The following is a 25,973-nucleotide window of genomic DNA, read 5'->3' as shown; positions in this document are numbered from 1 at the left end:
CTTCAGTATTGCATCCTTGCTGTTCATATTGACATCCTTTCAATTAACATCTGTTTGGTTGTATTAAGAAGTAAAGTGTTTGGAACTACTTAAAATATTTATGACAATTGCACAACTCGGAAGCATCTCGAAAGCTTCTAATAGCCTATACACCATGGTGTACACAACTTACTTGACGGCGAAATCCGAATTGGCATCAAGAGAAATTCTTGGAAATGCTATATAAGTATTTTTTTATAGCTACAGCCTTAAAAATAAGATGATGTATAATATAAGGAAAAAACTGGTCATGATAGGCTGATTGCTTGGTTCACCAGCAGCTTCAGTTTTGAGCCCGATGCCATACACTCACCTTGCATTACATCCGATTCCTGAAAACGAGCCATCAATATTTCTTTTGCTTTAAACCGCTCACGGTCATAAATGATATAGATCGTTCCATCCGCTGCTTGCACGCCGTCCGGATACGATACATCACTGCGTTCATCGAGCAACAAAAAGCCATGCCACGACTTTCCATCATCCTTAGAAATCATGGCGGTCAAATGGCTTCTGTTTGCATATTCGTGATGATTGATTAATAAGAGATTTCCTGAAAGCAATCTTCGAATAAAGAAGCGGGAATCCGGGCCTCCAAGCCAAGAGGTTTTCCCCGTGGTCCAATTTCTTCCATTGTCATAAGAGAAGCTTTCCCCGATCCCATAGCTGGTCCGGACAAGCATCCATAAGCTTCCGTCCTTACGTTCAATGATCATATGCTCATCAATACTTCGATTCGGCACATCTGCTGAGCCTCTTAAATAGAAAGTTTCTCCCTGATCCGCTGATACATATACATTTGAAAATCTTTCATTGGCTAGATCGTGTTCAGATGAAGTCCTGGACGACCACACAGTTGCCGGCAGCAACCATTCGCCATTACTGAGGACCGTAGGCTTGTTCATCATAATCCCATTTGCAATCCTCTGTGGTTTAGACCAAATTGGATTGGAAATTTGGGAATTCTCACACATAGAAGCCCATACGCCGCAGCGCCCATCGTACCATTTATCGCTTTGTGCCCAGAATAGCCACAATCGCCCCATCGGATCATGCCATAAACAAGGATCATAAGCACGAATCTCACCTGGCGGAGAGACTTCATACAAGGGATCAGACCAGGTTGCTCCATCATCGTCGCTTGTGATTAGAACAATAAAGTTCTCTGCCCCCTCATCTTTTCCACCTGAATAGAAGGTTGCCCATAGACGACCGTTTAGAGCACGTTCAATTCCAGGAATCCCTTGCCATAATCGCAGTTCCTTCGTATTAGGGTCAACAGCCCGAACCTCGGCAGGTACGAGTGCCAAATCTTTCGTTTCCATTAAGTTCATCGTTCTCCTCTACTATTAATTTATAAACGCAGATGAGCAGCTCGGCTCATCTGCCTGGCATTCCCAATTATCCTAAGCAGACAGGAGCGCTCTCCGTAACTATTTGGCGTATGAATTCTTTACCCGTACATTCCGGGCATTGTGATCCTGCAGTACGACTGTGCTTTTTTCATCCATTTGCAGCCTGGGTATAGCGCGTAAGATAAGCTTGGTTTTAGCCACTTGGGCTCGCTTACTCTTCGTTCCATCCAGTTGGCGTCTCGACGCTCCATTCGGAGCTTCGCACCGGCGCATGCAGGTTGAATGCGATTTCGCCGAAAAGTGACTTGACCAGCATATCGCACGTGAACGTCTCCAGGGAATAACAGTCGATGGCCGTGTCGGCATACGGAACGTCGTGCAGCAGGAACGGCGTCGTCACCGACACGAATACCGGTTCGACGGTGTCCGCATTTTGAATCGCCCATAGCGCCCGCGCGCTTTCTCCCTCCGGCCTTACGGCATATGGGAATTGGGACGAACGCAGGCAGGCCAGCACAATACACGCATCCCAGCGCTCGCCGGCCGCTTCTTTATCGGTAATTCCGCTCAGACAGTCCCACGAATCGAATCGTTCGACGACGGTAACATCTATTCCCCTTGCGCGAAGCAGTGCGATGACTTCATCCATTTCCGCATTGATCGGATGAGCAACGGATGTCCGGACCTTAACGACGAGCATCTTCTTGGTCGTTTCGCGTTTGAAGGGAACGATGCTCTTTCGGTTGCGGACGAGAGTGACGCTGCGTCTTGCCACTTCGGCGCCGATCTGCCGGGCTTTTGCGATGACCGACTCCGCCAGTTGCTCCTCTGCCTCGTTGCGTCGCTCCGACCGATAACCCGTTTCGTCAAGCAGGCCAAGCTTGCTTTTCAGCTGCAAAATACGCCTAACGCTCTCATCGATCGTCGTTTCCGCCACCACACCATCCTGCACCGCTTTTTCGATCGTATCGATATAGGCCGGCCCCGGCCACAACATGAGATCGACGCCGCTATTGACGCATTCGATCAAACGGGCGTCATAGCGCCCCCATCCGGTAAACCCGCCCATATTTAACGCGTCGGAGACGATCGCACCCGTAAATCCAAGCTGACCGCGCAGGAGATCGGTAATGATCGTTCTCGACACGGTGGCGGGGCGGTGCCTTCCGCGGATACGGTCGAACGGCTCGATCCACGGCAGGGCGATATGGCCAAGCATGATTGTGTGCACGCCCTCGTCGATTGCAGTTTGATACACCACACCGAATTGCTCCCACCACGCCTCTCTGGACAACGAATTCACCGATGTGCCTACATGCTGGTCGATCATATCCACGCCGTCGCCGGGAAAATGCTTTGCACTTGCCGCCATGCCGTGTTCCTGCATTCCGGCGATGACAGCCGCCACTATCGGACAGACATGCGCGGGCTCATCACCTGCCGCTCGGATGCCGACGATCGCATTGACACCGTTCAGCGCAAGATCGGCTACGGGAGCGAAATTCCAGTTGAACCCTGCTAATCGCCCTTCCAGTGCGGTATATTTGCCAACTTGGTAAGCAAGCTCACGGTCGGCGCACGCGCCGACTGCCATCATTGACGGCAACTGGGTCAACGAGGCAACTGCCGCTCCGGCACCGCTCTCCATATCGCCGGCCACGAGCAGAGGAATGCTGCTCCGCTGTTGAAAGAGTCGGACGAGATCCCCGTAGGATTCATGCGTACCGTAAGATTGCCGGATGACCTCACCGCCAATAAACAGGCCGCCGACTGGATACCGGTGCAGAAACGCTTCCACCTGCTCTGGCGTCACCCCTTCGCGCAAGCCGTCTTCGAACGCATGTTCCACATGCTGAACGATCATCTGTCCGATCTTCTCGCGCAGGCTCATCACCGCGAGCTTCCTTTCGATCCGTTCGGCCAATCCGCTAGGTCTGTCGTGATGCATGGTTAACCTCCTATCGATGAATACTTGTTGTGTTCTTGTTGTGTTCTTGTTGTGTTCTTGATGTGTTCTTGTTGTGTTCGTCTATTCGAGCATGCCATTAGTTCAATATCGATACTGCCTTTCAAACGCCTGCAAGCGGCGTTCAGACGCCGCTTGCGCGAACCGTTACATTCCCATTCCCGGAAGTTAGCCTTCCGCTCCCGCCAACTACTCGACTTCGCTCAGCCGGATGCTTTGGGCCGTGCCGGTGTTGATGCTGAAGTAGCCGGCCGTACGAATGGCATCGGTCGTGTCTTCATAATCGATGACGGGGTGTCCGTTGATCGTCAACGTCACCCTGACGCCGTCGTCCGTATTCGTCGAACCGACCTCAAGCAAATTGTCGGCACCATACTCAAAGTAAGCGTTCGGCACCGACGGACCGGCTGTTCCGTGATCGTACTGGTCGCCGAACAGAATCATCGTCGTTTTGCCGTCCTCGTATTTTTGCAGCTCGATTTCGCTCATCTTCAATACGAATACGTAGCCGCTGTTGTATCCCTCGATCCCCTTGTTGCGGATATTGATGATCGGCCAACTTCCGACCGTACCGTTCACCCGCATATTCACGGACAGCGTCGCATCGCGATACGTTTGCCCCGTGAAGCGTGCATTGCCGTCCGTCAGCGTGAGGCTGCCGGAACCGAATTGCGCTGCTCCGCCGCCTTTGCTAAACACCCAGCCGTCAGTATCGCCAAGGGCGGTGTTCAGGTCAGTGTCGCTGTCCCCGGTGCCCGGACTGGTAGGCAGCGGATGCTCCTTCACGACGACGTCGTCCACATACAAATCCGCATCAGCCGACTCCGTGTTAATCAGAAGTGACGCCGACAACAGTGCGGACAGTTCACTGAACGTTACCTGCCCGGTCAACTCCGTCCAGCCTGTATTGCTGACGGCCGCAGTGGCCACGACTCGGTCGGATACGGCGCCATAGACGCTTGCATTGACGGTTGTTCCAATCGACAATTGAGCGGTATCCGTGCCGCTGCCGAGACGCACCCACGCCGAGACGTCATACGTTTTGCCGTTGCCGGCGGCGATATACTGGCGCACGCCGCTATCCGGCGACTGGCGGTTCTCCGCTCGCAGCGCATAAGCGCCGGTGTGCCGGAGCGACGTCGAAGCGGCGATGTCGGCACCGAACGAAAACCACGGCCGCACATCTCCTGATTCAATGCCGGAATTGACGATCAACCCGATCTTATTGGCCGCAGGCGCAAGTGGCCATAGTTCCGCTACGGCGACATCGTCTACGTAAATGCCTTTCGCACCTCGTGGCTTGTCGAAATAGACGACCGCCGAAACCGTCTCCGGACCGGTTGTAAAATCGAGCGACTTCCGCGTCCACACGGTTGCACCGTCGAATGAAACCGATGCTGCGCTGCCGCCGTAATCGCGCACGCCCAGCTCGGCCGTATCGCCCGTGCCTGGCGTTCGGGCCCAGCCCGATAGTCGGTAGACGGTATTCGGCTTGAGCCCGCCGATCGTCTGCTCAATGCCGTCCTCCGCGCTCACCGCGCGGCCCACCGTTCCCTGCATTGCCTCGATCGCCTGCTGCAGCGTTTGCTTCGTCGCCGTGCTCTCGTCGGCGAGCGCATTGCTCACCAGTCGAATCGCTTCGGCAACCGTTTCTTCGTTGGATTCACGGTTCGCTAGCACGTTCTGCGCATCCGTAATCGCCTGCGCCACGTTCGTCTGCACCTGCCCGGCGAACGAACCAAGCCGCGCGTTCGCTTCGGCAATGACGGCAATCAAATCGGTGACGTCGACGATCACGACGTCGTCGAGATAAAGATCGGCGAGTGACGTCTGAGTGTAGAAACTGATGCGCCCGTAGGCAAAGTCCGGCGCTTCATTCATCGTATACCGACCGCTAATTTGCGTCCAAGCCGTGCTTGTGATGCTCCCGTTCGCCATTTCGCGGGGCGTATTGACACCGTTAGGCATGGAGACGAAATGCACGACATTCGTTCCCGCGCCCAGCTTGACCCGCGCCGACACATTGTAAGTATGGCCGTTCACTAGCGGCAGGTTGATGTACGGTCCCGCCCAGAAGGCGGTGCGCTCGAAGCTGCGCAGCGACTGGCTGCCGCCGTACGCTTGTGTGCTCGATGCCTCTGTCTTCGCCGCGATCGACGACCAGATGGTCAGTCCGCTCTCGAAGCCGGAGTTGGCCAGCAGGTCGGGCGCCGTCTTCTCCAGCTCCGAGCGAGCGTCGTTCATCCCCACGATCGCCGCTGTGATGTCGGCAGGCGCCGCATACGTGCTGCTCTCCACCGTTTGCGCCGCAATAATGCTTGCCTCGAGCGCCTCCACTGCCACTGGTGCATACGTCATCGCTGGCGTGGTGCCGAGTTGTACCGACTGGTTCCCGCCGCGTGATTTTTTGTCCGCCTTCGTTGCGTACTCGAATACGATCGACGCTTTCTGCGCACCGGTTTTGATCCATGGCGACTCCAGCGTCGCAACCGATTCGAAGCCGCCTTTCTGCACCCGGTTTCGATAGTCGGCGTCGGAAGGCGCGTATAAGGATGCCGGCGGATCGGCAAAGTTGTGCCCCGGTACCCACTCGGCGCCGTATTCGTAAGCACCGATATCGGGAGCCGTGCCTGCGAAACCGTCGGTGATACCGGGAAGCGCGATGCCCGTATCGCGGGCAGGCGAGCCAGCTTGCAGCCGGAAATCGTGGCTGGTGCGATCGACGAACAAGGGATCGACACTTCCTTCGATATTGTTCTCGCGTACCGCATCTGCGCTGAAATTGTACGCGCCGGTAAGGATGTTGTTGACGAACTGCCCTCCGTACATATCCTCGCGATAAATAAAGCCGTACATGCCGGTGCTGCCGATGAGCGTGTTGTTATAAACGAGCATGTAATTGTTCGGCGTATTCAGCCGCAGCGCAGCGCCGGCATTCCACACCACATTGTGATGAATGATATAATTGAAGCTGCTGTTGTCGGGATAGATGCCCTCGGCCAGTATCTCCGCCCGGTTGTCGTGAATCCAGTTATAGCGGATTTCCGTATTGTCGGCATCGATAAATCCACCGTATAGAAGCCCTGTGTCGTTGGTCAGCAGCCCGCCATTATAAATATCGTTAAACTCGATGATATTCGCTTTGCCAGTGATTTCGACGCATGCTCTGCCTGCGTCGTGAATTGTGTTATAGCTGAGCAGATTATGGTTGCCGCCCATACGCACGGCTCCTTGCCACGTGCCCAGATAATTGCCGTCGCTTATGTCGTTGTTGACGATCCGGTTACCCTCGCCGGTAACCTCGATCACACTTCCCGGGGCATAAGCGATCGTGCTGTTCGAGATCTCGTTGTCATTGCCAGATAGCGTAAGGGGTGAGGACAAATATTTTATGCTCATGCCGTCCAGCTTGACGCTGCTTGCGTCCTTCAGGTCGAGCCCGGCGGCATACGTACGAATGCCGGTAATCGCGATGTTGCTGCGGCCACGCAGCACAAACGAGTAATCCCGCACTTTCGCTTCGACCATGCTATCGTCCGGGATGAAGCCGGAAGCCATCATATAAACCGTCGATGTAACACTGTCGTAGTACCATTCCTTATCTGCGTCGAGCGCCTTCCGCGTTCCGTACAAGTAGTACAGGTTACCGGCTCTCGGCGTGTAGAACGTCGATTCGTTGTAGTACAGTGGGGCAAAAGTCAAGCCCGTCGCCTGCTTGTAGTCGGTCACCGTTGACGATTGCAGCACCCAGCCGTCTCCGCTCTTCACCATCAGCTTGGCACCGTTCCAATATCCGTCGGGCTCGGTCAGTGCGCTGTCCTTGATCGTCGTCGCCGTACCCGCGTCCGCCGTCGCCCAGTCCGGATGGAGCAAGTCGGCATTCGGCTGTGCGTTAGGCCATCTAGCTTCGGCAATCGCTTCGCCACTGAAAAACAACTGGTTGCCCGCTTGCAAATTCCAGCTCATGTCCGCCTTATAGACCGATCCCGCATCGGCCTGCCAGCCGACAATCGGATCTGCACCGCTGACGGTCACCGTTTCGCCGGGATACGAGGCGAACAAGATCGGATGCTCCTCGGTACCAGAGCTGTTTACGACGACCTGCTCATGGTAAGTTCCCTCGCGGATAAGCACCGTATCGCCGGCAACCACCGCATCGGCGGCCTGTTGGATCGTCCGCCACGGGCTGCTGACCGAGCCGTCGCCTAGCATGTCGCTGCCGGACTTGGACACGTAATACGTGTTGTTCATGCCCGGCACTCCCGAGGAGGCGACCATGTGAACGAGGTACTCGCGGACCGTTGTCCCATCCTCCGCAGTTACGCGCACCGTCGCCGTTCCGGGCAATGCCGACACCTGTCCGATAACGACGCCGGCATGCAAATCTGAAGCGGTTGCATACACTGCCGTCGCTACTCCCGCCTGCGTGCCGTGGGGGAACATTAGACCGTATTCGGTCTGTCCGGGAGCGAAACCGTCAACACCGCTACCACCGACTGTCAGCGCGCTGAGTGTGGCGTCCCCGCTCGGCGGAAGCTTCGTCAGGTGAACGCTGTACGTGCGGGTCGTCGTCCCGTCCTCCGCCGTTACCATCACGGTTGCGTATCCGGGGAGGTAGACTGCCTGCGTCACGCTCACGGTTGCGTATCCGGCATCGGTTGCCGTTGCGTATACTTGCGTCGCTGCGCCGATTTCCGTGCCGGCGGGCAGCGCCAGCTCGTATGACGTAGCCGCTGGATCGAAGCCCGGCAGCGCCTGCGAGCCGATTGCCAGCTGCTGCAGCGAAGCATCGTCGTGAAGATAACCCGCCGACGTATCATACGTAATCGTCACGTTGCCGAGAAGCGGCTCGTACGTCACATTGCTGTTGTTTTGCGGGATCGGGATGCGCAAATAGCTGGCGTTCAATTGGTTCAAATATGTCGTGTTCAGCGTGTACGACTTTTTCTTCCAGCCATTCGCCGTGTCCTCCAGCGGCGGATCGTATTTTTGCGCCCATACGTATGTGCTGTCGTCGCTGCTCACATAAAACTCCACGGGAACATACAGCCCGGTGCGGAAATACATATCTACGGATACCGACTTCAGTTTGCCATTTACTTTGTAGTACACGTAAGTCGTTCCGGTTTCGGTCCGCTTCAGCAGCTTGCGGTCGCCCGCGTACTGCGGCACTTCTGCATCGGATGCCGTAACCGTCTCGACGGCCTTGCTCGTCTTATATAATTTGGACTGGTCGTGCAGATCGTCGTTCAGCACGATCGTGCGGGCGGTTGCCGCCGCAGGCGCAGGCGCCCAGCCGATCGAAGCGATTGTTATGGCAACGGCGCACAGCGAAGCGAGTACTTTACGTAGCATGGTAGATAACCTCCTTTAAGATACCGATCGAATTTTCGTTCCTTACCGTCTGCTATCTTCCGACTTCCGGGGAATCGAACGTTAACTCCCCTCCTCCCGCATCCGCCTTTATTCAGCGCAAAGCCGTCGGCTCAGCGGTTAAACCGCACGAACGGCTGACCGGGCAGCAAATAGGCGTTAAACTTGTTGTCAAGCTGCCAGCCGTCGAACTGGTACGTGTCCGGCATTTTTTCAATCCGGTTCGCTCCAGCCTTCTTGTAGTACTAATTTTCCAGGCCGAACTTCATCACGTTGTACAGCTCTTTGTCCGTATTCATCAGCTCGAGCAACATAAGCGCCCGCTCCGGATTTTCCAACGATTTGCAGATCGCTTTCAGCGTCGAGTAGAGCTGGCCAACAGCCACCGCTTTCGTAAACGGCTTGACGGAAAGCTCCGAATCCCCCCGTTTCCATTGTTTTTTGATTTTAATGGGCGCAAGGAATTTAAAGTCGTGATTTCATCTGCAGCGCGAGTATCAGCAATGCGCCGTTGCGTTTCATCAGATTGAGCCAGTTGACCTTCACTCCTAAGCCTCCCATCGTATGCGACGTCCGCCGTTCCGAGCAGGCTCGGCCGGCGTTCGTCCCATCATGCCTAGCACGTTTTACGATAAGGCTGCCGGGCTTTGGGGGGAAGGACGCAAAAATCGAATCCGGTTTGAAACCGGGTTCGATTTTGTGCATTCGGTTCGATGTGGCGCAGGCTGTGCCGTATTTGGGGGTTGCGGCAATTGTATTTGAACAATGCCGTGCTATAATATATCCCTACTACTTGTTGTTTCTGAAAAATCTCGGCAGTACGTATTCCGCACATGGCCTCGCTTTTGCCATTTTCACAATAAGCTCGGCAGCATCCGCCATTTGGCTGGGGAAGCTCGTAGATCGCTCGTCAAAAAAGCTCATGGCAAGCAGCTCACTAGGCATGATGGCAACGATTCTCATCTTCCCTTGGATTCCTTCTTACGGCTTCGTCTTGCTTCTCAAAGCTTTCATGGGTGTATGCAATTCCATGTAGAAAATGAGCGAGCGAGGATTGCTAGCTGATGGGACTAGGCCCGGGAACCGCGGCGGTACGCTTGGGAATTACCACTTTTGGACATCCGTAGCATCTGGATTTGCTGTTCTTATTGGCGGTTATATTATTGATTGGCTTACAATTGATGTGTTGTTTTACGTGAGTGCGTTCATTTACGGAGGGAGTGCCTGGATGACGCTTCGAATGCAGGAAGGAACGATAGAGAGTAACGACCACACGCAACAATAACTGGAAAACATCCCGTTATTGTTGCGATTTCAGCTGGATTTAGAAGAATAACTGGAAAATAGGTAGGTAATTTTTGAGTTTTTGCTGTTTCTGAGGTTATCGAATGGAAATAACTGCATGTTTTCCATTTACTTCTTCAAAATCGAAGATTTGCACTGAATTACCTGTATGTTTTCCTGTTATTTGGTAGCTACCCTTAATCTCAAGATGGAAGCTTAATTGTCTGGCATGCGTAGACACAAAAAAACCTTCGCCACCCTACTGGGCAGCGAAGGTTCTTCCTATTACTTCATCACATGAACCGCTACTATTCCACAGGCGGTTGCTCCCCGTAAACCATCACTTCTGTTACGGAGCTAACAGCGCTATTGTTATTGCCATTCACAGCTATGCGAAGATACCGCGCTGTTGTGTCTGGAATATCATATATTTCATATGTTCCAGTTACTTTTCCAGAACTCGGACCCTGATAGATCTGAGTCCAGTTCACCCCATCCAACGATGATAATATATTGAAATTAAATCGGCGTTCATTCCCGCGTACCCAGGAAATCCCGGCATACGTCGCTTTCGTCTCAGAGCCAAGATCGAAATCAATCGTATTCGGCCCGCTTACGGACCAGTACGTATTCGGATTGTTGTCTATGGCATTCGTCCCTGGCCATGCATTACCTTGTGGTCCACTATCTGCAACATAGGTGGTAGGCAGTACGGGGAAATCCTCTAAAATCCCTGAATAGACGCCACGAGCTAAATCGATTAGATACTTACTTGATCTAGATATCCCCTGGTCATCGGTCACTTCAACAATAACCATGCCTGGTATTTCTGTTGCTTGTGTAATCGTAACTGTGTCATTCGGATCCGCACTCACGGCCGTGACGACCGGCGTGCCTTGAACGGTGAACGGAAGCTCTACGGCATACTTTTTCTTCAATGGCTCGAAGTTCGCCAAGGGTACACCATTCAGCTTCAGCTCGGACAGCAGCGCTGATGGTGCAGAGTCAATGCTCCACGACTGCAACGGTGTCACGATCGGTGTGTCCGTAGGCAAATCTTCCGATGACAGTAGTGGCGTGAAGCGTACTGCGATGGTCACGAAATCATTGGCCACTGGGAAATGAATCGTTAACTTTTTCTGCCCACTATTGACAGCTTCACCTGCCGGCTTATTCGTCTGTAACGTTTTCGCTTCCATGACTTCGAAGCTTCCTGTGCCTGGGGATACAATTTGAGCGTATAATCGTTTCCCATTTTGCTTCAAAATAGCTGATTTACCCGCATCTAACAACGTAATCTCGGCTTCGGTATGCATGAACCAATAGAGATTAGAAGGAGCCTTCAGTTGCACCTCATCCTGTACAAGGAAAGAGCCGCGATCCTGGCCTAGCATCATACCGCGCTTAGCAAATACGACATCCTTCTTGTAGGCTGACGTCATATCCACAACCGCATAACCGCCTGCTGGCTTTGAATCGTAAGCGATGATTGGCGCTTTGGCGTCGATTGCCTGATCAGGACCCTCATCAAGATTAATAACGAGTGTATTAGATCCTTCAGCCCGCGTGCGGTAATAATCCCATCTGTTCGGGTTTTTATCTAGATACACATAGGAATAGTTATATAAGCCATAATTATCCTTGCCGAGATCAACTGCCCATCGGACGCCAAGGGCATCCATCACGAACGTTCCAATATCCAAATCGGCATGTGTCGAGTTGGTAATCGCGTAATCCGTTATGCCACCTTTTATCCCAACAAAGCTGCCATTCGGGTCTTTCCATGAATCACGAAACGTGGCGATATTGTTTTTCAAACGATGATTGTACAGGGCATCTAAGGAGGCAGGATCACTACTTCCGAAGGTCCCTGGACGATACCAAATCAGATCGAGTGGTTCAGCCAATTTATTCTTACTATACGTAAAGTTCCGATACCAAGTCACATCAGGAGAATTCAGTAAGTCAGCAAAAAACAGCAGCTGTGGTGTATCCACGAGTGTGTTCAGTGAGTCCGAGTAATTAAAAGGCCCATTATAGCTGTGCAAATTAGCCATGAAACTCGATGTCTCCGCAATGCCAGGTTGATGGAAGAAACCATAATCTGTGCCCAGATTTGTACGCAAGGCCGAGATCATATAGGCTAAGTATTCTGTCGCATAATCCCAATAGCCCGTGCCTTCGGGCCAATCCCCCTGCTGTGCAAAAACGCCAAGACCAACCTGAACTGAGGTCAGTGCACTTTGCAAAACACTTTCAGCAGTCGCTCTTGCATCTGTTTCATCGCCGATAGTCAACGAGGCAGCTGTGAGACCGCCATTCACAACTAAGTTCCAGTTGCTCGGTGAAGTCGTCCACCATACTTTACTGCTATAAGCATCCTTCGCCTTCAGCAAAACTTCTTGTACGATGCGCGTACGAAGATTATCCCGCTCCTGCTGTGTCATGGCGTCATAGAGCCAATCATACCCAATGGAAGCCACATTCCCCATTTCCGAAATACTGAGGAAGTTAATAAGTCCGCCATTCCAATCCGGATAGGCTTGAGTATCCGCCATCAAATTCAGTTGAGCGATGGCCGCAGTAGCATAGCTGGAATCATTCGTTATTTGATACATAAAGGCGAGTGGCTGAATACGTTTCATTAGTGCTTGTGCGAGCGGTAGAACGGTAGCGCCTGCGGTTGTTGGATCGGTAATCGTATAGGTGAGTAACGGATCGTCCAGCATATCATCAGCTAGAGCTTTGACCTTCGCATACCATTCCTGCATAATTGGATCGGTCTGAATAAGTCCACGAATCCGATCAAAGTCATCCGTTGTTGCATATAACCGCGGGTGAGCAGCTCCTGTGGCCGGATGACGGGCGATCAGCGAAGCGATCATCTCAGAACCAGGTAACCCCGCATATATGCTGAAGGTTGTGGTATCAACACCACCGTGTCCGTCACTAACCTCAATTTGAAAACGATCATAGCCCGTATAGCCTACATTTGGCGTGTAGGTCCATGCCCCACTAGCAGGGTCTAGTGTAAAATTACCGTTTTGCGGTCCTTGACCGGGCTTTTTAGTGAAAGTGAAGACATCGTTATCCTTATCCCTCGCCTTGACAACACCTGAGATCGCCGAGTCGCGTACGGTTCCCAGACTAGTTTGAACACTATCCATGACAGGAACATCCTGTACGGGGAGGATCGTTAACGTGATCTTGGAAAGCTCAAAGTGATCATGCCCGTCGGCAATCAACAATGTAAAGGTATCTTCCCCGTTATATTCGGCATCAGGATAATAGATCCATGAGCCATTTTCACGTATCGATGCTGACCCGTGCAAAGGCTTTAGTATGACCGTGGTGGTTAGGGAATCCCCTGCCGCATCGGTAGCGAGCACACTGCGTGATACTCCCTGATCTTCATTGACACTGACATGATCGTCCGAAGCGGTGATATCTGTTTCTGTGCCAACAATGACGGTATAGGTTGCAAAGCGTCCCGTTTCACCAGGTTTGTGACTCTCTGCTGAGGCACGAATCGTTGCAATGCCTGGAGCCATGCCGGTGACTGTGGCTTGCAAAGGATTCGTGCTGCTGCCGACAACCGTGGCGATGTTCGCATGATCAGACGTCCAGCTGAGTGACGGATTGGTGACCTCACTTGGTTGTAATGTTGCGGTTACCACCTTGCTCTCTCCGATAGCCAATTGACCATTTCCCTGATCCAGTTGGATGCTCGAGACAGGTACCCAAGGAATAACCTTAATGTCATCCGCCCAGAGTGTTCCCTTCCCTAGCTCAAAAGCCACTTCCACGCGAGCACTTACTGTAAGATCTGGTACCGTAATAATGCTCTCGTAGTAAGTCCACCCATTACTGTCTTGCACGCCCGTAGAGGGGATCACATCGAAGAAATTCGGCGACGGCAGGACTGGCGAGTTATCCGCTTTGAGGTAAAGTATCCGTAAGTAGACATTACTTCCCCCGTTTTGCTGCTTCAACCAACCACTTACTTTATAGCTTTGGCCTGAAACGGCCCCCTCGATAGGGGTATACACGACTGCTTTACCCGATAAATTCGCATCAATTTTTAAGGAATTATCACCTTCCTTCTTTATCGATGTATCTAATGAAACCGTAGGCTTATCTGTCGAGGCAAAATAAAGCGTCCACCCGAATGGCTTAGCACTGGTCCAGCCGGCTGTAATCGGTACGGTGGTTTCAAATCCACCATTACTAATCGCCATAACATAAATAGTATAAGATTTCGTCCATCCACGTTCGATAGAGGTTGCTGTAACGACTGCCTTTCCTTGTGCTTTCGCAGTGACACGGCCATCGTAAGTCACATCCGCAATGTCGGGGCGTGAGGAAGACCACGTGACACGCTGATCCGTCGCATTCGCGGGGCTCCCGTATACATTCAGGGACACGCCTCCCCCGATGCTTAAGCTGCGCGTTAATTCGCCATCCGGGGTGAGACCTGTAAGTGGAACCCAAGGGATGATCTGCAGATCATCGAACCAAGCTTTGCCTGTTCCCGTCTCATAGTACGCATAAAGACTGGCATTCAGAGTCCCCGTTGGGGCTTGAAAAAGGCCTTCATAGCTCTGCCAATTCGCAGATGTGCCCTTGACAGATGGCGTGGGCCCATAAACTGTCCCCAGCACGGATCCACCCGATCCATTCCAATTCAAACGAAGCGAGGCGCCTGTACCTGTAAGGGCTTCGGTTTTTATTTTGCCGCTGAGTCGATACCATCCACCTGCCGTAACGGGAATGTTCCTTTGCACAGCAGAAGCTTTACTATTGACCGTTGCACGGATGCTTAAGGCATGAGAGCCCATACCATAAACGGCATCATCCACAGTAACTGTCGGGCTGCCGTACGCAGCCGAGGCTGTCCAGTCCGTGGCTTGCCAGTCTGTGAAGCCGTTTCCTGAACCAGCTGCAAGTGTTTCAAATCCCCCATTTTTCAGCAAGCTGGCTTGGGTAACAATCACGGTGTAGGAAGCACTGAACTTATCATCCTGGGAGGAAACTGAAATCTTCACAGTCCCCGGTGTCAGCCCTGTGATGACACCTGTACTATCCACAGTAGCTACACTCGGATCCGATGATGTCCATTTCTGAACAAGATCTGATGTGTTGATAGGTGTGCGTACGAGCGGCGCTGTTACAACACCACCAACCTGTATCATTCCTGAGGTATCAAGGAAAGAAAGACCTTGGAGAGAGGTGTATGGTTTAAATTGAACATCGTCGATCCACACATTGCCGGTAACGCGATTGTACTCAATATCCATTCGTGAGGTTACAGCATCTGGCGGTGCAATTGTGGACGATGTATAGGTTTTGAAATCCGTGATGTTCCCACGAACGGGTGTATTCACAGGTGTAATGTAGTCCGTTTTTATGACTCCCCCTGTCGAATTTAAATACACAGCACGAATGTTGACACCATATGTGCTGTTATCGCCTGTCAACACTTGTGTTTTGAATTTGGCCGACATCCGATACTCTTGGTTAGGTATGACAGGAATATTGCCTTGGTTCACCGTCAGTCGGCTTTTGTTCGGAGCAGGTGAGCTGATCTTCAATGATCTTAAGCCATCGGGATGATAAATCGTATCTACCGTCACGATTGGAGCGACAGTCGTAACCGTCGTATCCACCCATATTCCCCATTTATCCGCTGTTCTCGTCGTCCACCCTGGCTGCACGGTCGGCGTCAAATTCTCGAACGAGCCATTCTGGATCACGTTCACCTCTTCCGCCTGGCCCACAGCCGGGCTTACAGCTCCCAAACCTGGAGGCAGCAATAAGCTGGTTAACATAACCATGAGCAATGCCAAGCTCCCTCTCCTTTTTCCACGCATCAATGAATCACCCTCTTCTCCAAATTTAGCGCATGTTTAAGCGCTTACACTTATACTAATGTCTCACGCTTGTCCTGCCTATATCTCGTTCTACAGGGTGATAAACATTTCTTCATTTGGCGAGTAAACCGATGTTCAGCTACACTATCCATGATTCAGATTTCTGCCTTTCACCTGTTAGTACTGGTATTTTATTGAAAGAGATGGATTGTGCTCGTACATTTTAGTATAATAACCGTTAGGCTTTCGAGTTTGTAGAATTTTGGATGATTTTGTCGAATCGGAAAATAATCCCTTTGACTATATCCGACTTTTTTAGTAGGATATAATTATGTCATTGGTTAATTCATACATAAATAGATTAGGGGAGAGATATATCATGAAAAAAGTCATATTTTCCGTTCTTGCCGCAACTGTTTTACTAACGGGCTGTGGGGCAGCAAAGACAGATACAGCATCACCTGCAGCATCCGGTGCACCAGCAGCTAAGTCCGATAAGAAAATTATCCTTATTACGCCTGAGAAAATCGGCGTTAACCCGTTCTTCACACAAATGGATGAGGGTGTTAAGAAAGCTAGCAAAGAATTTGGTGTTACTGTTAAAACCGTAGAATCCGCAGATGCGAGCGCGATCGAGCAAAACCTGCGCGCAGCCGTTGCTGATAATTATGATCTCATTATTACAAGCTCCTTCACAGCTGAGGATGCACTTAAAAAAGTAGCAACTGAGAATCCGAAGAAATCCTTCGCGATTATTGATACCGTTGTTGATCTTCCGAATGTTCGCAGCGTTGTTTTCCGTGAACATGAAGCAGCTTACTTGCTTGGAGCGGCAGCTGGTCTTTCTACGAAGAAAAACATTGTAGGTATGGTTGCAGCCGTTGATATCCCACTTATTAAGAAATACACAGTTGGTTTCCAAGAGGGCTTGAAAGCAACGAATCCGAATGCCAAGTTCATCGTTAACTATGTAGGCAGCTTCACGGATCCAGCGAAAGCGAAAGAATTGGCACTAACACAATTCTCGCAAGGCGCAGACTTCATCGCAGGCGCATCCGCAGTAGGCGATCTTGGTGTATTTGAAGCAGCGAAAGAAAAAGGCTTCTATACGTCCGGACAAGACATTGACCGTACGTTAACAGATCCACAGCATATCGTACTTTCCCAATTGAAAGGTACAGATGCTGTTGCTTACCAAACTGTGAAAGATTTCGTAAATGGCACGTTCAAATTCGGCGCTGTTGACTACGGCTTGAAAGAAGATGGCGTTGGTCTTACATTCGTTACGAGAGAAACAACTTCAGCACTAAGTCCATTTGTTGGACAAGATGTTGTAACGAAGGTTAAAGCTATCCGTGATGATATCGTTTCTGGTAAAGTAAAAGTAGAAAATCCAGTAAAATAATTGGTATCCTAATCGCATATATGTTTGACTTGGAGACTGTTTACGGAGACGTAAGCAGTTTCCTCATGTCTAGGTAGAGGAGCGAAAAACCGTTATGCTGCTTCAAATGCGTCAAATTACGAAAACTTATGGCAATTTAACAGCGAATTCCAGCGTTGATTTCTCGCTGCGTCAAGGTGAAATTCATGCATTAGTCGGAGAAAACGGCGCTGGCAAGACCACCTTAATGCGCATTTTGTACGGCATGGAGCAGCCTTCGGCTGGAAGTATTCTTTTGAACGGCAACGAAGTAACTTTCAGCAATCCCACAGATGCCATTCGACATGGTATTGGGATGGTGCACCAGCACTTTATGCTATTCCCTTCGTTTACTGTGGCTGAAAATATCGTGATTGGTAATGAGCCCAAAGCCGGTCTGACATTTGACCGTAAAAAAGCCATTACACAAATCGAAGAACTGTGTGCCAAGTATCGCCTCCCTATTGATCCGCGTAGGAAAGTCGCTGATTGCCCACTAGGTTTGCAGCAACGCGTTGAAATCTTGAAGGTGTTATATCAAGGTGCAGACATCATTATCTTGGACGAGCCCACGGGTGTGCTCACGCCGCTGGAAGCCAAAGAACTTCTTGTCATTATGAAAAGCCTTGCCAATCTTGGCAAAAGCTTCATCATCATCACGCACAAGCTCCATGAAGTCATGGAAGTTGCTGACCGTGTTACCGTGCTTCGCGATGGCAAAATGACAGGTACCGTGGATGCAAATGCCACGAACATTGAAGAGCTTTCCAAGCTCATGGTTGGCAGAGATTTGAAGCAGCTTAAGAAACGCGATCTAACTGTCGGTCAAACCGTCCTTCAAGTTCAAAATGTTTCCATTCTTGGAGATAAAGGAAAGCCTGTGCTCGATCGTGTCAATTTACAGGTGAATGCTGGGGAAATCGTTGGTATTGCTGGCATTTCAGGGAATGGCCAGTCGGAATTGATTCAAGCTATCTCTGGCCTTCAGACGATTGATCAGGGAGACATTCAATTATTAGGCAAGCCTGTTCGAGGACGTTCCGTCCGTGAAATTAGGGAAATTGGACTTTCTCATGTACCAGAGGATCGGTATCAATGGGGAGCAGCCAAAGAAGGAACTGTGTTAGAGAATGGCACCATGGGTCATCATAAAACCAAAAGCCGCTCTGGCCTCCTACAAGGCAAAGAACTCCGCAACATGATTAGCGGCTTCATCCAGCAATTTCAGATTAAAGCGGGATCGCAAGATGCCAAAGTGAAGTTTCTATCCGGCGGTAACTTGCAGAAGCTTATCGTAGCGAGGGAACTTGCACAGAAGCAGCCCTTCTTAATTGCCGCTGAGCCAACTCGTGGTGTAGATATTGGCGCCATGGAATTGATTCATGAAGAACTGCTTCGTAAACGGGACGAACAAGGTGCTATATTGCTAGTCTCCTCGGAATTAACAGAGATCCTGCAGTTGTCTGATCGTATTCTGGTTATGTACGAAGGACGAATCGTGGGCGAATTGTCCGCGTCAGATGCAACCGAGGAGCAAATCAGCTTATGGATGGCAGGGGGAACTTCCAATGCTTAAAAGACTATTCAACCTAAGCGCTTGGATTCAGCCGCTGATTGCCATCGTCATTGGGTTGCTCGGCGGTGCCATTGCCATTATGCTGATTGGCGGTTCCGTCGTTGAAACTTACACAGAGATGTGGAAAGGTGCCTTCGGCAACTTCTTCTATTTCACAAATACGTTAACACGCGCCACGCCACTCATTCTTGTTGGGTTAGGTGTATCGATCGCGTTTCGTGCTGGATTTTTCAATATGGGGTCAGAGGGCCAAATGATTCTTGGCGCTTTATCCAGCGCCATGGTTGCTCTGTACCTGCCTGGGCCTCCGTTATTTAAATTGCTCGCCGCGATGCTTAGCGGCATCTTGGCAGGCGGAATTTGGTCAGTCTTCGCTGGCTGGCTAGATGCTAAATTCCGAATGAATTTGATCATTACAACACTGTTGCTTAACTATATAGCCGCTTTATTCGCAGGATATTTGGTGGCGTATCCGCTCAAAGATAATTCAGGCTCAGCTGCACTAGCCCAAACGATGATGATCGATAAAGGTGTATGGCTGCCCAAATTGTTTCAAGGCATGAGCATCCATGGCGGCTTTATCATTGCCATTGCACTCGCCATACTTCTGTTTCTATTCATTAAATATACCGTAGCTGGTTATGAGGTCCGCATGCTGGGCTATAATCCACTGTTTGCAGCCTATGGCGGGGTAAACAGACGGAAAGTCATGCTGACGAGTATGTTTGCCAGCGGCGGTTTCGCGGGACTTGCTGGCGCCGTTGAGGTGCTCGGCATGCAGTATCGGTATACCGATGGCATGATTTCGAATCCAGGCTATGCTTGGTCAGGCATCATGGCGACCTTGCTTTCAGGGGCGCATCCATTAGGCACAGCACTTGCGTCCATTCTGCTAGCTGCCTTGCAAACCGGAGGCATGGGTGTTGAACGCAATACAGATATTCCGCTGCAGATATCCAGTGTCATTCAATCGTTGCTCATTCTCTTTGTAACAGCTAAAATCAGCTTTACCCTATGGAAACGCCGGAAAGGAGGCAAGGGCGATGCAGCATCTTCTTGATGTATCTTTATTTAACTCCATGATTCGCATGGTCGCTCCGATTCTTCTTGCAGCACTAGGCGGAGCCATCTGCTCTCGCGTCGGCCTGTTTAATGTCGGTTTGGAAGGGTTCGTCCTCGTCGGTGCCTTCTCCGCGATTGTTGGAAATTACTACACGGGCAACGTATTCCTAGCTGTGCTCATCGCCATAGCCGTGACCATGCTGTTTTCGTTGATTTTTGCTTATATGAGTATCCATTTACAGGCGAATGTCATCGTTGTCGGGATCTCATTCAACTTCCTTGCCTTAGGCTTGACGGCATTTTGTTTGAAGGCTATTTTCAACGTAAAAGGCGCTTATTATGATAAAAATATGATCGGACTGCCGAAGTGGGACATCCCCTTCATTCAAGACATCCCTGTCCTTGGCGGGATTATTTCGGGGCATTCCCCTCTTGTCTATCTAGCTTTTGTACTTGTCTTCGCCCTTCAGTATTTGCTTTTCAAATCCGTCCTTGGCTTCCGCATGATTGCTGTCGGTGAAAACCCAGTTGCCGCCAAGAGCATCGGCATTAAGGTCAATCGGATGCAATATATCGCAGTGCTTATCTGCGGAGTCCTTTGCGGACTTGCCGGTGCGCAGCTCTCTCTCGGACAAGTGACCATGTTCACCGAAGGCATGACGGCTGGCCGCGGCTTCATCGCGCTCGTTGCAACCATGCTGGGGCAGGCCAATCCGATTGGCGTTATGGCGTCCAGCTTATTGTTCGGCTTAATGGATGCGTTCAGTATCCGATTACAGGGTTTCTCATTACCAACCCATTTCACACAAATGCTGCCTTATATCGTGACCTTACTTGCGATGCTGTTCTTCCGTAAAAGCAACTACTTGGCGGATGCACAGAAAGCGAATGGCAGTTCACGTTGAGAAAATAGCAAGATATGCTTAGTAACGCTTACGAAGTGAGTTTTCCTAAAGGAAAACTTTTAGGAGGATGGCAGATGAGTAAAGACACCAAAGCGGAGCGCATCAAACGCATGCAAATCCCCGCTGTAGACGTTCCACCAGAGCTTGCTGGTCGGATTCCACCTGGTCAAGTCCTGACGGACCGTTTTCCTATTTTACATGAAGGAGAAGTTCCGAAATACGATATCGCCGCGTGGTCGCTGCGCGTTTTTGGAGAAGTAGCCGAAGAGAAAACATTCAGCTATGACGACATATTGGCATTACCACACACACAAATCCAATGCGATATTCACTGTGTGACCCGTTGGTCCAAGCTGGATACCGTATGGGAAGGTGTGCGCTTCCGAGATTTCCTTCAACTGATCGATGTAAAACCCGAAGGAAAATATGTCATGATCCATGCGGACAATGACTATGAAACGAATGTGCCACTCGCCGATCTCATGGGAGATGATATCTTGCTGGCAACGACTTTCGATGGCAAGCCACTCACGCTTAAGCATGGTTGGCCGCTTCGTCTTGTTGTTCCGCATTTGTATTTCTGGAAAAGTGCCAAATGGATTCGCGGCATCGAGTTCATGTCGGAAGATCGCGAAGGCTTCTGGGAACGCAATGGCTTCCATAACGTCGCAGATCCGTTCGAAGAACAACGCTTCTCCGGCGAAGCCATTCCAATCCCCGAAGATGAGTGGGTCAGAAAGGAGTTTGATTAAGTTGCTTTTATCCATCTTACAAGTTAATACAGAAGACTTATCTCCCTATGCTATCGTGTGCGGTGATCCGTTCCGAGCGGAGGCTATCTCCCGCAAGTTGGACAATGCACGTGAGCTTTCCTTCAGCCGAGAATATCGAACTTTCGTAGGTGAAAAAGATGGCGTTCCCATCACCGTCGTAAGTCATGGTGTCGGGTCGCCAGGAGCGGCAGTTTGTTTCGAGGAGCTCATCAAAGGCGGCGTAACGACGCTGATTCGCGTTGGAACCGCTGGATCTTACTCCGCCGACGTCCCCCCAGGAAGTCTCGTTGTAAGTACAGCCGCGGTACGTGAAGAAGGCTTAACTCGCCAGTTAGTTCCACACGGCTTCCCCGCTGTAGCTGATCACGCGGTTACTCGAGCGCTGTATGAAGCCACTTCTGAAACGGACGGACTCGTGAAGCAAGGCATTACAGTAACCTTGGATGCTTTCTTCCAAGGGGTCGAGGAATTTCCTCATCGTAAATACAAGCAAGCTGGCGCTTTGGCCGTTGAGATGGAAATTGCCGCCCTCTACGTTATTGCTTCGCTGCGTGGTGCGCGTGCTGGCGCCATCGTTGCCTTGGACGGCTATGCAGATGCCGATCTGCGGGAAGTGTACAACCCGCATACCGATGTCGTTTCTGGCGCCATTGAGCGAGAAATTGATGCTGCGATTCGTGCGATGGTGAAGTTGCATACGGAAGACAACTAACGCTATATTAAAAAGCCCGTCAGGAAATTCCTGACGGGCTTTCTATCTGTAAGACCAAAAAACCTTCACCCCCACTTTTCAGTGGATTTGAAGGTTTTTCGCTATCTTTATTCGCTTACGCTAACAATTGCTTCACTTTCGCTGAGAAGTTATTCAGCATCTCTTGTGAACCGAATTGACCGCTGAAATCTTCAATACCAAGGTAACCATCGTAGCCAACTGCTTTCAAATCATCCAGCACTTGCTTCCAGTTCACGATACCTGCATCAATCGGTGTCCATCCGCTTTTCCAAAGCTTAATACCATCTTGCTCTTCACCTGAAAGTGTCCATGACGCATTCTTAACATGCACATGTGCAAGGTAAGGCCCTAGCAATTCAAGACCCATACGGTGGTTCTCGAAGCCTTCATGCACCATGTTGCCCGCATCGTGAAGCACACCAATGTTCTCCGGTTTGAAACCTGATACGAGTCTATGAGCCAGACCAGCACTCGCAGTGATTGTATTGTGGTGCGTCTCCACTAAACCTTTAACGCCGTACTGCTGGGAAAGTTCTTGGACATGGTGAAGGTAGTCCACTGCTTTAGCAAACAAATCATTGTAGTTTTTGCTTTTATCATAACCAGGTACGCCAACACGGATGAATGGCACGCCGATTTTTTGAGCTGCTTTAAACACATGCTCCGTTTCAGCAACATTACAGTCATTCAAATAAGGTGTAATGCTCAGGTTCACAAGGTTCTCGTTCAGAGCTGCTTGCTTGAAGCGGTCTAGTTCTGCATCTGAAGCAGCCGGGTCGATGGAGCACAGATTGTTTCTCCAGAACGATGGCGTCTCTCCCACTGCGTCCGCAGGGATATCTTTGAAGCGCCACTCAATGCCAGTGATACCAGCAGCGGCAGCAGCTTTAGCAAGCTCTTCAGGTGTAAAGTCTGGTGTAGCGACAGTAAATACGGATAATTTCATATATAAGCCTCCTAAAAGTTTTTCGCTAGAAAAACTAGCATCGTAAGCATAAGCTTAGGTACTAGCAAGATCAGGTTGAATGTTTATCTCTCCTATATTTTGCAGTATAATAAAAACGTATTCATTGCATTAATTGGGCAAAAGTTTGCTAATATTGACTCCAATCACAGAGGAGATCTTCACATGCAGGAAATGTACAAAAATCTGGATCGGCTGTTGACTTTCCGACACGCTGTAACCCATAATCCATTACCGTTGGACTTTCACCAGCATCAGGACCATTATGAAATCTATTTCTTCCTTACCGGCGATGTCCATTATTTCATTGAAAAGCAAGTCTATCCCCTACAGTACGGCGACCTGCTGATCATGCATAGCAATGAGCTTCATCGGCCTAATTTCCAATCGAAGAAACAGCGCTACGAGAACGTGGTCATTCATTTCAATCCAGCGCTGCTGCAACATGTTAATTCTCATCAGTTCGACTTGTTGAACTGCTTCAATAATCGTGTTTTTGGTGAGCAAAATCGGATGAGACTGACGCCGCCGCAAATTGACGACATCATGAAACTTTATGATCGTATGGAAATGCATCGCCGCCCGCAAGCACTGCCAGGTTCAGAGATCTTATATTTTGCAACCTTTATTGAGCTGCTCGTTTTTATTAATAGAATCTTCCAGAATCAAGGGAAACAAGAAGAACAGGTCATGATGCCAGACAAGCTTTCTTCTCTCTTCACCTACATTGATGAAAATTTAGATCAGGACCTGTCGCTCGAGATACTCGAACAAGTCGTCTTCATGAATCGCTCCTACCTTTGCCGACTTTTCAAAAAGCATACAGGCAGCACCATTCACGAGCATATCCTCTTCAAGCGTATCGCTAGGGCCAAACATTTGCTGCGCGAAGGCTCCACCGTCACCGACACGTGCCAGTTGGCTGGCTTCAACGATTATTCGAACTTCATTCGGACTTTTAAAAAGGCCGTCGGCCTCCCCCCTCGTCAATACCAATCGCAGCAACGACGAGTGTAATAAGCAGCTGCTTGTCTTGGAAAATCCAATCCATACTTAGGAGTTGACCTTTGTGTCCCACAGTCCAATTGCATCCCCGCAAGGACTGGCGCTGGTTGCCAGAATCCGCGATTTTTGCACAAAACTGCCGGAAGTAGCAGAAAAGGTTGATGGCTTTGGCCACACCACCTTTCGTGTCAAAGACAAACCTTTTATTTTTATAGGTGAGAGAGATACGCAAGTTTCAACCTCGCTCAAAACGAACCTTACTACACAAGAGTTCCTCCTAGGCCAAGACGGCACAGCTTATAAGAAGACGCCTTATATCGGCCAGCATGGCTGGGTTAGCATTATGAATATTGATCTTGTGCCGTGGGCAGAGATCGAGGATTTGATCGTAGAAGGATACGCGCGAACAGCACCTAAGAAGCTTGTCCAACAGTTGAAAGCCACAATATCATAGCCCCGTTGTTTATTACAAAAAAAGGTTGCCCAGGTCTCAAAGACTTGGGCAACCTTTTTAGCTATGAAGAACCTATTTCAAGTTCTCTGGATTTAATACGAGAAGCTCAGGCAATACGAAGATACCGTCTTTACGGATCAACACATCGTCAAACCAAATTTCGCCGCCGCCATACTCAGGACGTTGGATGTTCACCATATCCCAGTGCAGCGAAGATTTGTTACCGTTGTAGGCATCATCATAACAATTCCCAGGGGTGAAGTGGAAGCTGCCATCGATTTTCTCATCGAACAGAATATCTTTCATCGGGTGCTGAATATAAGGATTCACGCCGATCGCGAACTCACCTACATAGCGCGCACCTTCATCCATGTCGAAAATTTCATTGATACGATCCGTGTCATTCGCAGTCGCTTTAACGATTTTACCATTTTCGAAATGAAGCACCACGTTCTCGAAAATAAAGCCATCATGCGGTGAAGGTGTGTTATATGAAATAACACCGTTTACCGAATCACGGACCGGTGCGGAGTACACTTCGCCATCTGGAATGTTCAGCTCGCCGTCGCATTTCACGCCGCCGATGCCTTTGATCGAGAACGTCAAATCCGTACCTGGACCGACAAGACGTACTTTATCTGTGCGATCCATAAGCTCTTTCAACGGATCCATCGCTTTGGACATTTTGCCGTAGTCCATCGTACATACATTGAAATAGAAATCCTCGAACGCATCCGTACTCATACTCGCAAGCTGAGCCATCGAAGAAGTTGGGTAACGAAGAACAACCCATCTTGTATCCTTGATGCGAACATCGAAATGTACCTGTTGATAGTACACGGAATTGTACAACTTCATCCGATCAGCCGGAATATCCGACAGTTCATAAATGTTCGCGCCGCCGCGTACACCGATGTAACCGTTCATTTGTTTCATTTGGAAGGCATCTGCATCTGCCCATGTTTGCATTTGAGCTTCCGTACCGTTCATAACCAGCTCACGAATCACAGCATGATCGCGCAAGTTAACAAAAGGATGTGCACCCGCGGCATGAACCTTTTTGACGATTTCTTTCACAAGGGCAGAATCAATCCCATAAGCTTCAATTAAAATATTTTCACCTGGCTGTGCCTTAACTGAATAATTCACCAATACATCAGCAAGCTTAGTTAATCTAGGATCCAGCATGTG

Annotated in this window: 17 protein-coding genes; 10 read left to right on the top strand and 7 right to left on the bottom strand. The window is 50.1% G+C overall.

Going from position 1 to position 25,973, the window contains the following annotated elements; translation table 11 throughout:
• Positions 1-287: 287 nt before the first annotated feature.
• The 4 genes from GC096_RS18825 to GC096_RS18810 all read right to left on the bottom strand — a co-directional run bounded on the left by GC096_RS18825 (position 288) and on the right by GC096_RS18810 (position 9,168).
• Positions 288-1,364 carry a sialidase family protein gene (locus GC096_RS18825; RefSeq protein ID WP_171632316.1) on the bottom strand — a complete coding sequence of 359 codons (1,077 nt, stop codon included), beginning with the start codon at positions 1,362-1,364 and terminating at the stop codon, positions 288-290.
• A gap of 241 nt (positions 1,365-1,605) precedes the next feature.
• Positions 1,606-3,342: a glycoside hydrolase family 3 protein gene (locus GC096_RS18820; protein ID WP_171632314.1), complete on the bottom strand. Its 1,737-nt coding sequence runs from the start codon at positions 3,340-3,342 to the stop codon at positions 1,606-1,608.
• A gap of 207 nt (positions 3,343-3,549) precedes the next feature.
• On the bottom strand, positions 3,550-8,715 hold the full coding sequence (locus GC096_RS18815) for a carbohydrate binding domain-containing protein (RefSeq protein WP_171632312.1): 5,166 nt from the start codon (positions 8,713-8,715) through the stop codon (positions 3,550-3,552).
• Positions 8,716-8,946: 231 nt separating this feature from the next.
• The gene (locus GC096_RS18810) at positions 8,947-9,168 is read right to left on the bottom strand and encodes a hypothetical protein (protein WP_171632311.1); all 222 of its coding nucleotides are present in this window, start codon (positions 9,166-9,168) and stop codon (positions 8,947-8,949) included.
• A gap of 76 nt (positions 9,169-9,244) precedes the next feature.
• On the opposite strand from GC096_RS18810, the gene GC096_RS38765 reads away from it, so the two are divergent.
• Positions 9,245-9,769, top strand: coding sequence for an MFS transporter (locus tag GC096_RS38765; RefSeq protein ID WP_246302834.1), 525 nt, complete (start codon positions 9,245-9,247; stop codon positions 9,767-9,769).
• A gap of 18 nt (positions 9,770-9,787) precedes the next feature.
• Positions 9,788-10,018, top strand: a complete 231-nt coding sequence (locus tag GC096_RS38760; RefSeq protein WP_246302833.1) for a hypothetical protein — start codon at positions 9,788-9,790, stop codon at positions 10,016-10,018.
• A gap of 307 nt (positions 10,019-10,325) precedes the next feature.
• On the opposite strand, the gene GC096_RS18800 is transcribed toward GC096_RS38760, so the two are convergent.
• Positions 10,326-15,863 (bottom strand): Ig-like domain-containing protein, encoded by a 5,538-nt coding sequence (locus GC096_RS18800; protein WP_171632309.1) that lies wholly within the window; start codon positions 15,861-15,863, stop codon positions 10,326-10,328.
• Between the two features lie 403 nt (positions 15,864-16,266).
• Here GC096_RS18800 and GC096_RS18795 point away from each other — a divergent pair, with 403 nt between their 5' ends.
• The 6 genes from GC096_RS18795 (at position 16,267) to GC096_RS18770 (ending at position 22,338) form a co-directional block, all read left to right on the top strand.
• Positions 16,267-17,292: a BMP family lipoprotein gene (locus GC096_RS18795; protein WP_171632307.1), complete on the top strand. Its 1,026-nt coding sequence runs from the start codon at positions 16,267-16,269 to the stop codon at positions 17,290-17,292.
• A gap of 94 nt (positions 17,293-17,386) precedes the next feature.
• The gene (locus GC096_RS18790) at positions 17,387-18,886 is read left to right on the top strand and encodes an ABC transporter ATP-binding protein (protein WP_171632306.1); all 1,500 of its coding nucleotides are present in this window, start codon (positions 17,387-17,389) and stop codon (positions 18,884-18,886) included.
• Positions 18,879-19,946 (top strand): ABC transporter permease, encoded by a 1,068-nt coding sequence (locus GC096_RS18785; RefSeq protein WP_171632304.1) that lies wholly within the window; start codon positions 18,879-18,881, stop codon positions 19,944-19,946. Before GC096_RS18790 ends, GC096_RS18785 begins: the two co-directional genes overlap by 8 nt.
• Positions 19,930-20,853, top strand: a complete 924-nt coding sequence (locus GC096_RS18780; RefSeq protein ID WP_171632303.1) for an ABC transporter permease — start codon at positions 19,930-19,932, stop codon at positions 20,851-20,853. Before GC096_RS18785 ends, GC096_RS18780 begins: the two co-directional genes overlap by 17 nt.
• A 74-nt stretch (positions 20,854-20,927) precedes the next feature.
• On the top strand, positions 20,928-21,605 hold the full coding sequence (locus GC096_RS18775) for a sulfite oxidase-like oxidoreductase (protein WP_171632302.1): 678 nt from the start codon (positions 20,928-20,930) through the stop codon (positions 21,603-21,605).
• Position 21,606: 1 nt separating this feature from the next.
• The gene (locus GC096_RS18770) at positions 21,607-22,338 is read left to right on the top strand and encodes a nucleoside phosphorylase (protein ID WP_171632300.1); all 732 of its coding nucleotides are present in this window, start codon (positions 21,607-21,609) and stop codon (positions 22,336-22,338) included.
• A 115-nt stretch (positions 22,339-22,453) separates the two neighbouring features.
• Here the strand turns inward: GC096_RS18770 and GC096_RS18765 are convergent, their stop codons facing one another.
• Positions 22,454-23,305 carry a sugar phosphate isomerase/epimerase family protein gene (locus GC096_RS18765; protein ID WP_171632298.1) on the bottom strand — a complete coding sequence of 284 codons (852 nt, stop codon included), beginning with the start codon at positions 23,303-23,305 and terminating at the stop codon, positions 22,454-22,456.
• 183 nt (positions 23,306-23,488) lie between these two features.
• Here GC096_RS18765 and GC096_RS18760 point away from each other — a divergent pair, with 183 nt between their 5' ends.
• Both GC096_RS18760 and GC096_RS18755 read left to right on the top strand, forming a co-directional pair.
• A complete protein-coding gene (locus GC096_RS18760; protein WP_171632297.1) occupies positions 23,489-24,340 on the top strand; it encodes an AraC family transcriptional regulator in 852 nt (283 codons plus the stop codon).
• A gap of 52 nt (positions 24,341-24,392) precedes the next feature.
• Entirely contained in the window at positions 24,393-24,782 is a 390-nt protein-coding gene (locus GC096_RS18755) for an MmcQ/YjbR family DNA-binding protein (RefSeq protein WP_171632295.1), read from the top strand.
• Between the two features lie 72 nt (positions 24,783-24,854).
• Here GC096_RS18755 and GC096_RS18750 read toward each other — a convergent pair whose 3' ends face one another.
• Positions 24,855-25,970, bottom strand: a complete 1,116-nt coding sequence (locus tag GC096_RS18750; RefSeq protein WP_171632293.1) for an aminopeptidase — start codon at positions 25,968-25,970, stop codon at positions 24,855-24,857.
• Positions 25,971-25,973 lie beyond the last annotated feature (3 nt).

Origin of the sequence: Paenibacillus plantarum, assembly GCF_013141695.1 — a bacterium.
Taxonomy (GTDB): domain Bacteria; phylum Bacillota; class Bacilli; order Paenibacillales; family NBRC-103111; genus Paenibacillus_E; species Paenibacillus_E plantarum.
This window is presented reverse-complemented; position numbering and strand designations above follow the sequence as displayed.

Coding starts and splice junctions, on each gene's coding strand:
- GC096_RS18820 (WP_171632314.1), bottom strand. CDS start 3,342: ATGCATCACGACAGACCTAGCGGATTGGCCGAACGGATCGAAAGGAAG.
- GC096_RS18825 (WP_171632316.1), bottom strand. CDS start 1,364: ATGGAAACGAAAGATTTGGCACTCGTACCTGCCGAGGTTCGGGCTGTT.
- GC096_RS18785 (WP_171632304.1), top strand. CDS start 18,879: ATGCTTAAAAGACTATTCAACCTAAGCGCTTGGATTCAGCCGCTGATT.
- GC096_RS18810 (WP_171632311.1), bottom strand. CDS start 9,168: ATGGAAACGGGGGGATTCGGAGCTTTCCGTCAAGCCGTTTACGAAAGC.
- GC096_RS18780 (WP_171632303.1), top strand. CDS start 19,930: ATGCAGCATCTTCTTGATGTATCTTTATTTAACTCCATGATTCGCATG.
- GC096_RS18750 (WP_171632293.1), bottom strand. CDS start 25,970: ATGCTGGATCCTAGATTAACTAAGCTTGCTGATGTATTGGTGAATTAT.
- GC096_RS18775 (WP_171632302.1), top strand. CDS start 20,928: ATGAGTAAAGACACCAAAGCGGAGCGCATCAAACGCATGCAAATCCCC.
- GC096_RS18815 (WP_171632312.1), bottom strand. CDS start 8,715: ATGCTACGTAAAGTACTCGCTTCGCTGTGCGCCGTTGCCATAACAATC.
- GC096_RS18790 (WP_171632306.1), top strand. CDS start 17,387: ATGCTGCTTCAAATGCGTCAAATTACGAAAACTTATGGCAATTTAACA.
- GC096_RS18760 (WP_171632297.1), top strand. CDS start 23,489: ATGCAGGAAATGTACAAAAATCTGGATCGGCTGTTGACTTTCCGACAC.
- GC096_RS18765 (WP_171632298.1), bottom strand. CDS start 23,305: ATGAAATTATCCGTATTTACTGTCGCTACACCAGACTTTACACCTGAA.
- GC096_RS18795 (WP_171632307.1), top strand. CDS start 16,267: ATGAAAAAAGTCATATTTTCCGTTCTTGCCGCAACTGTTTTACTAACG.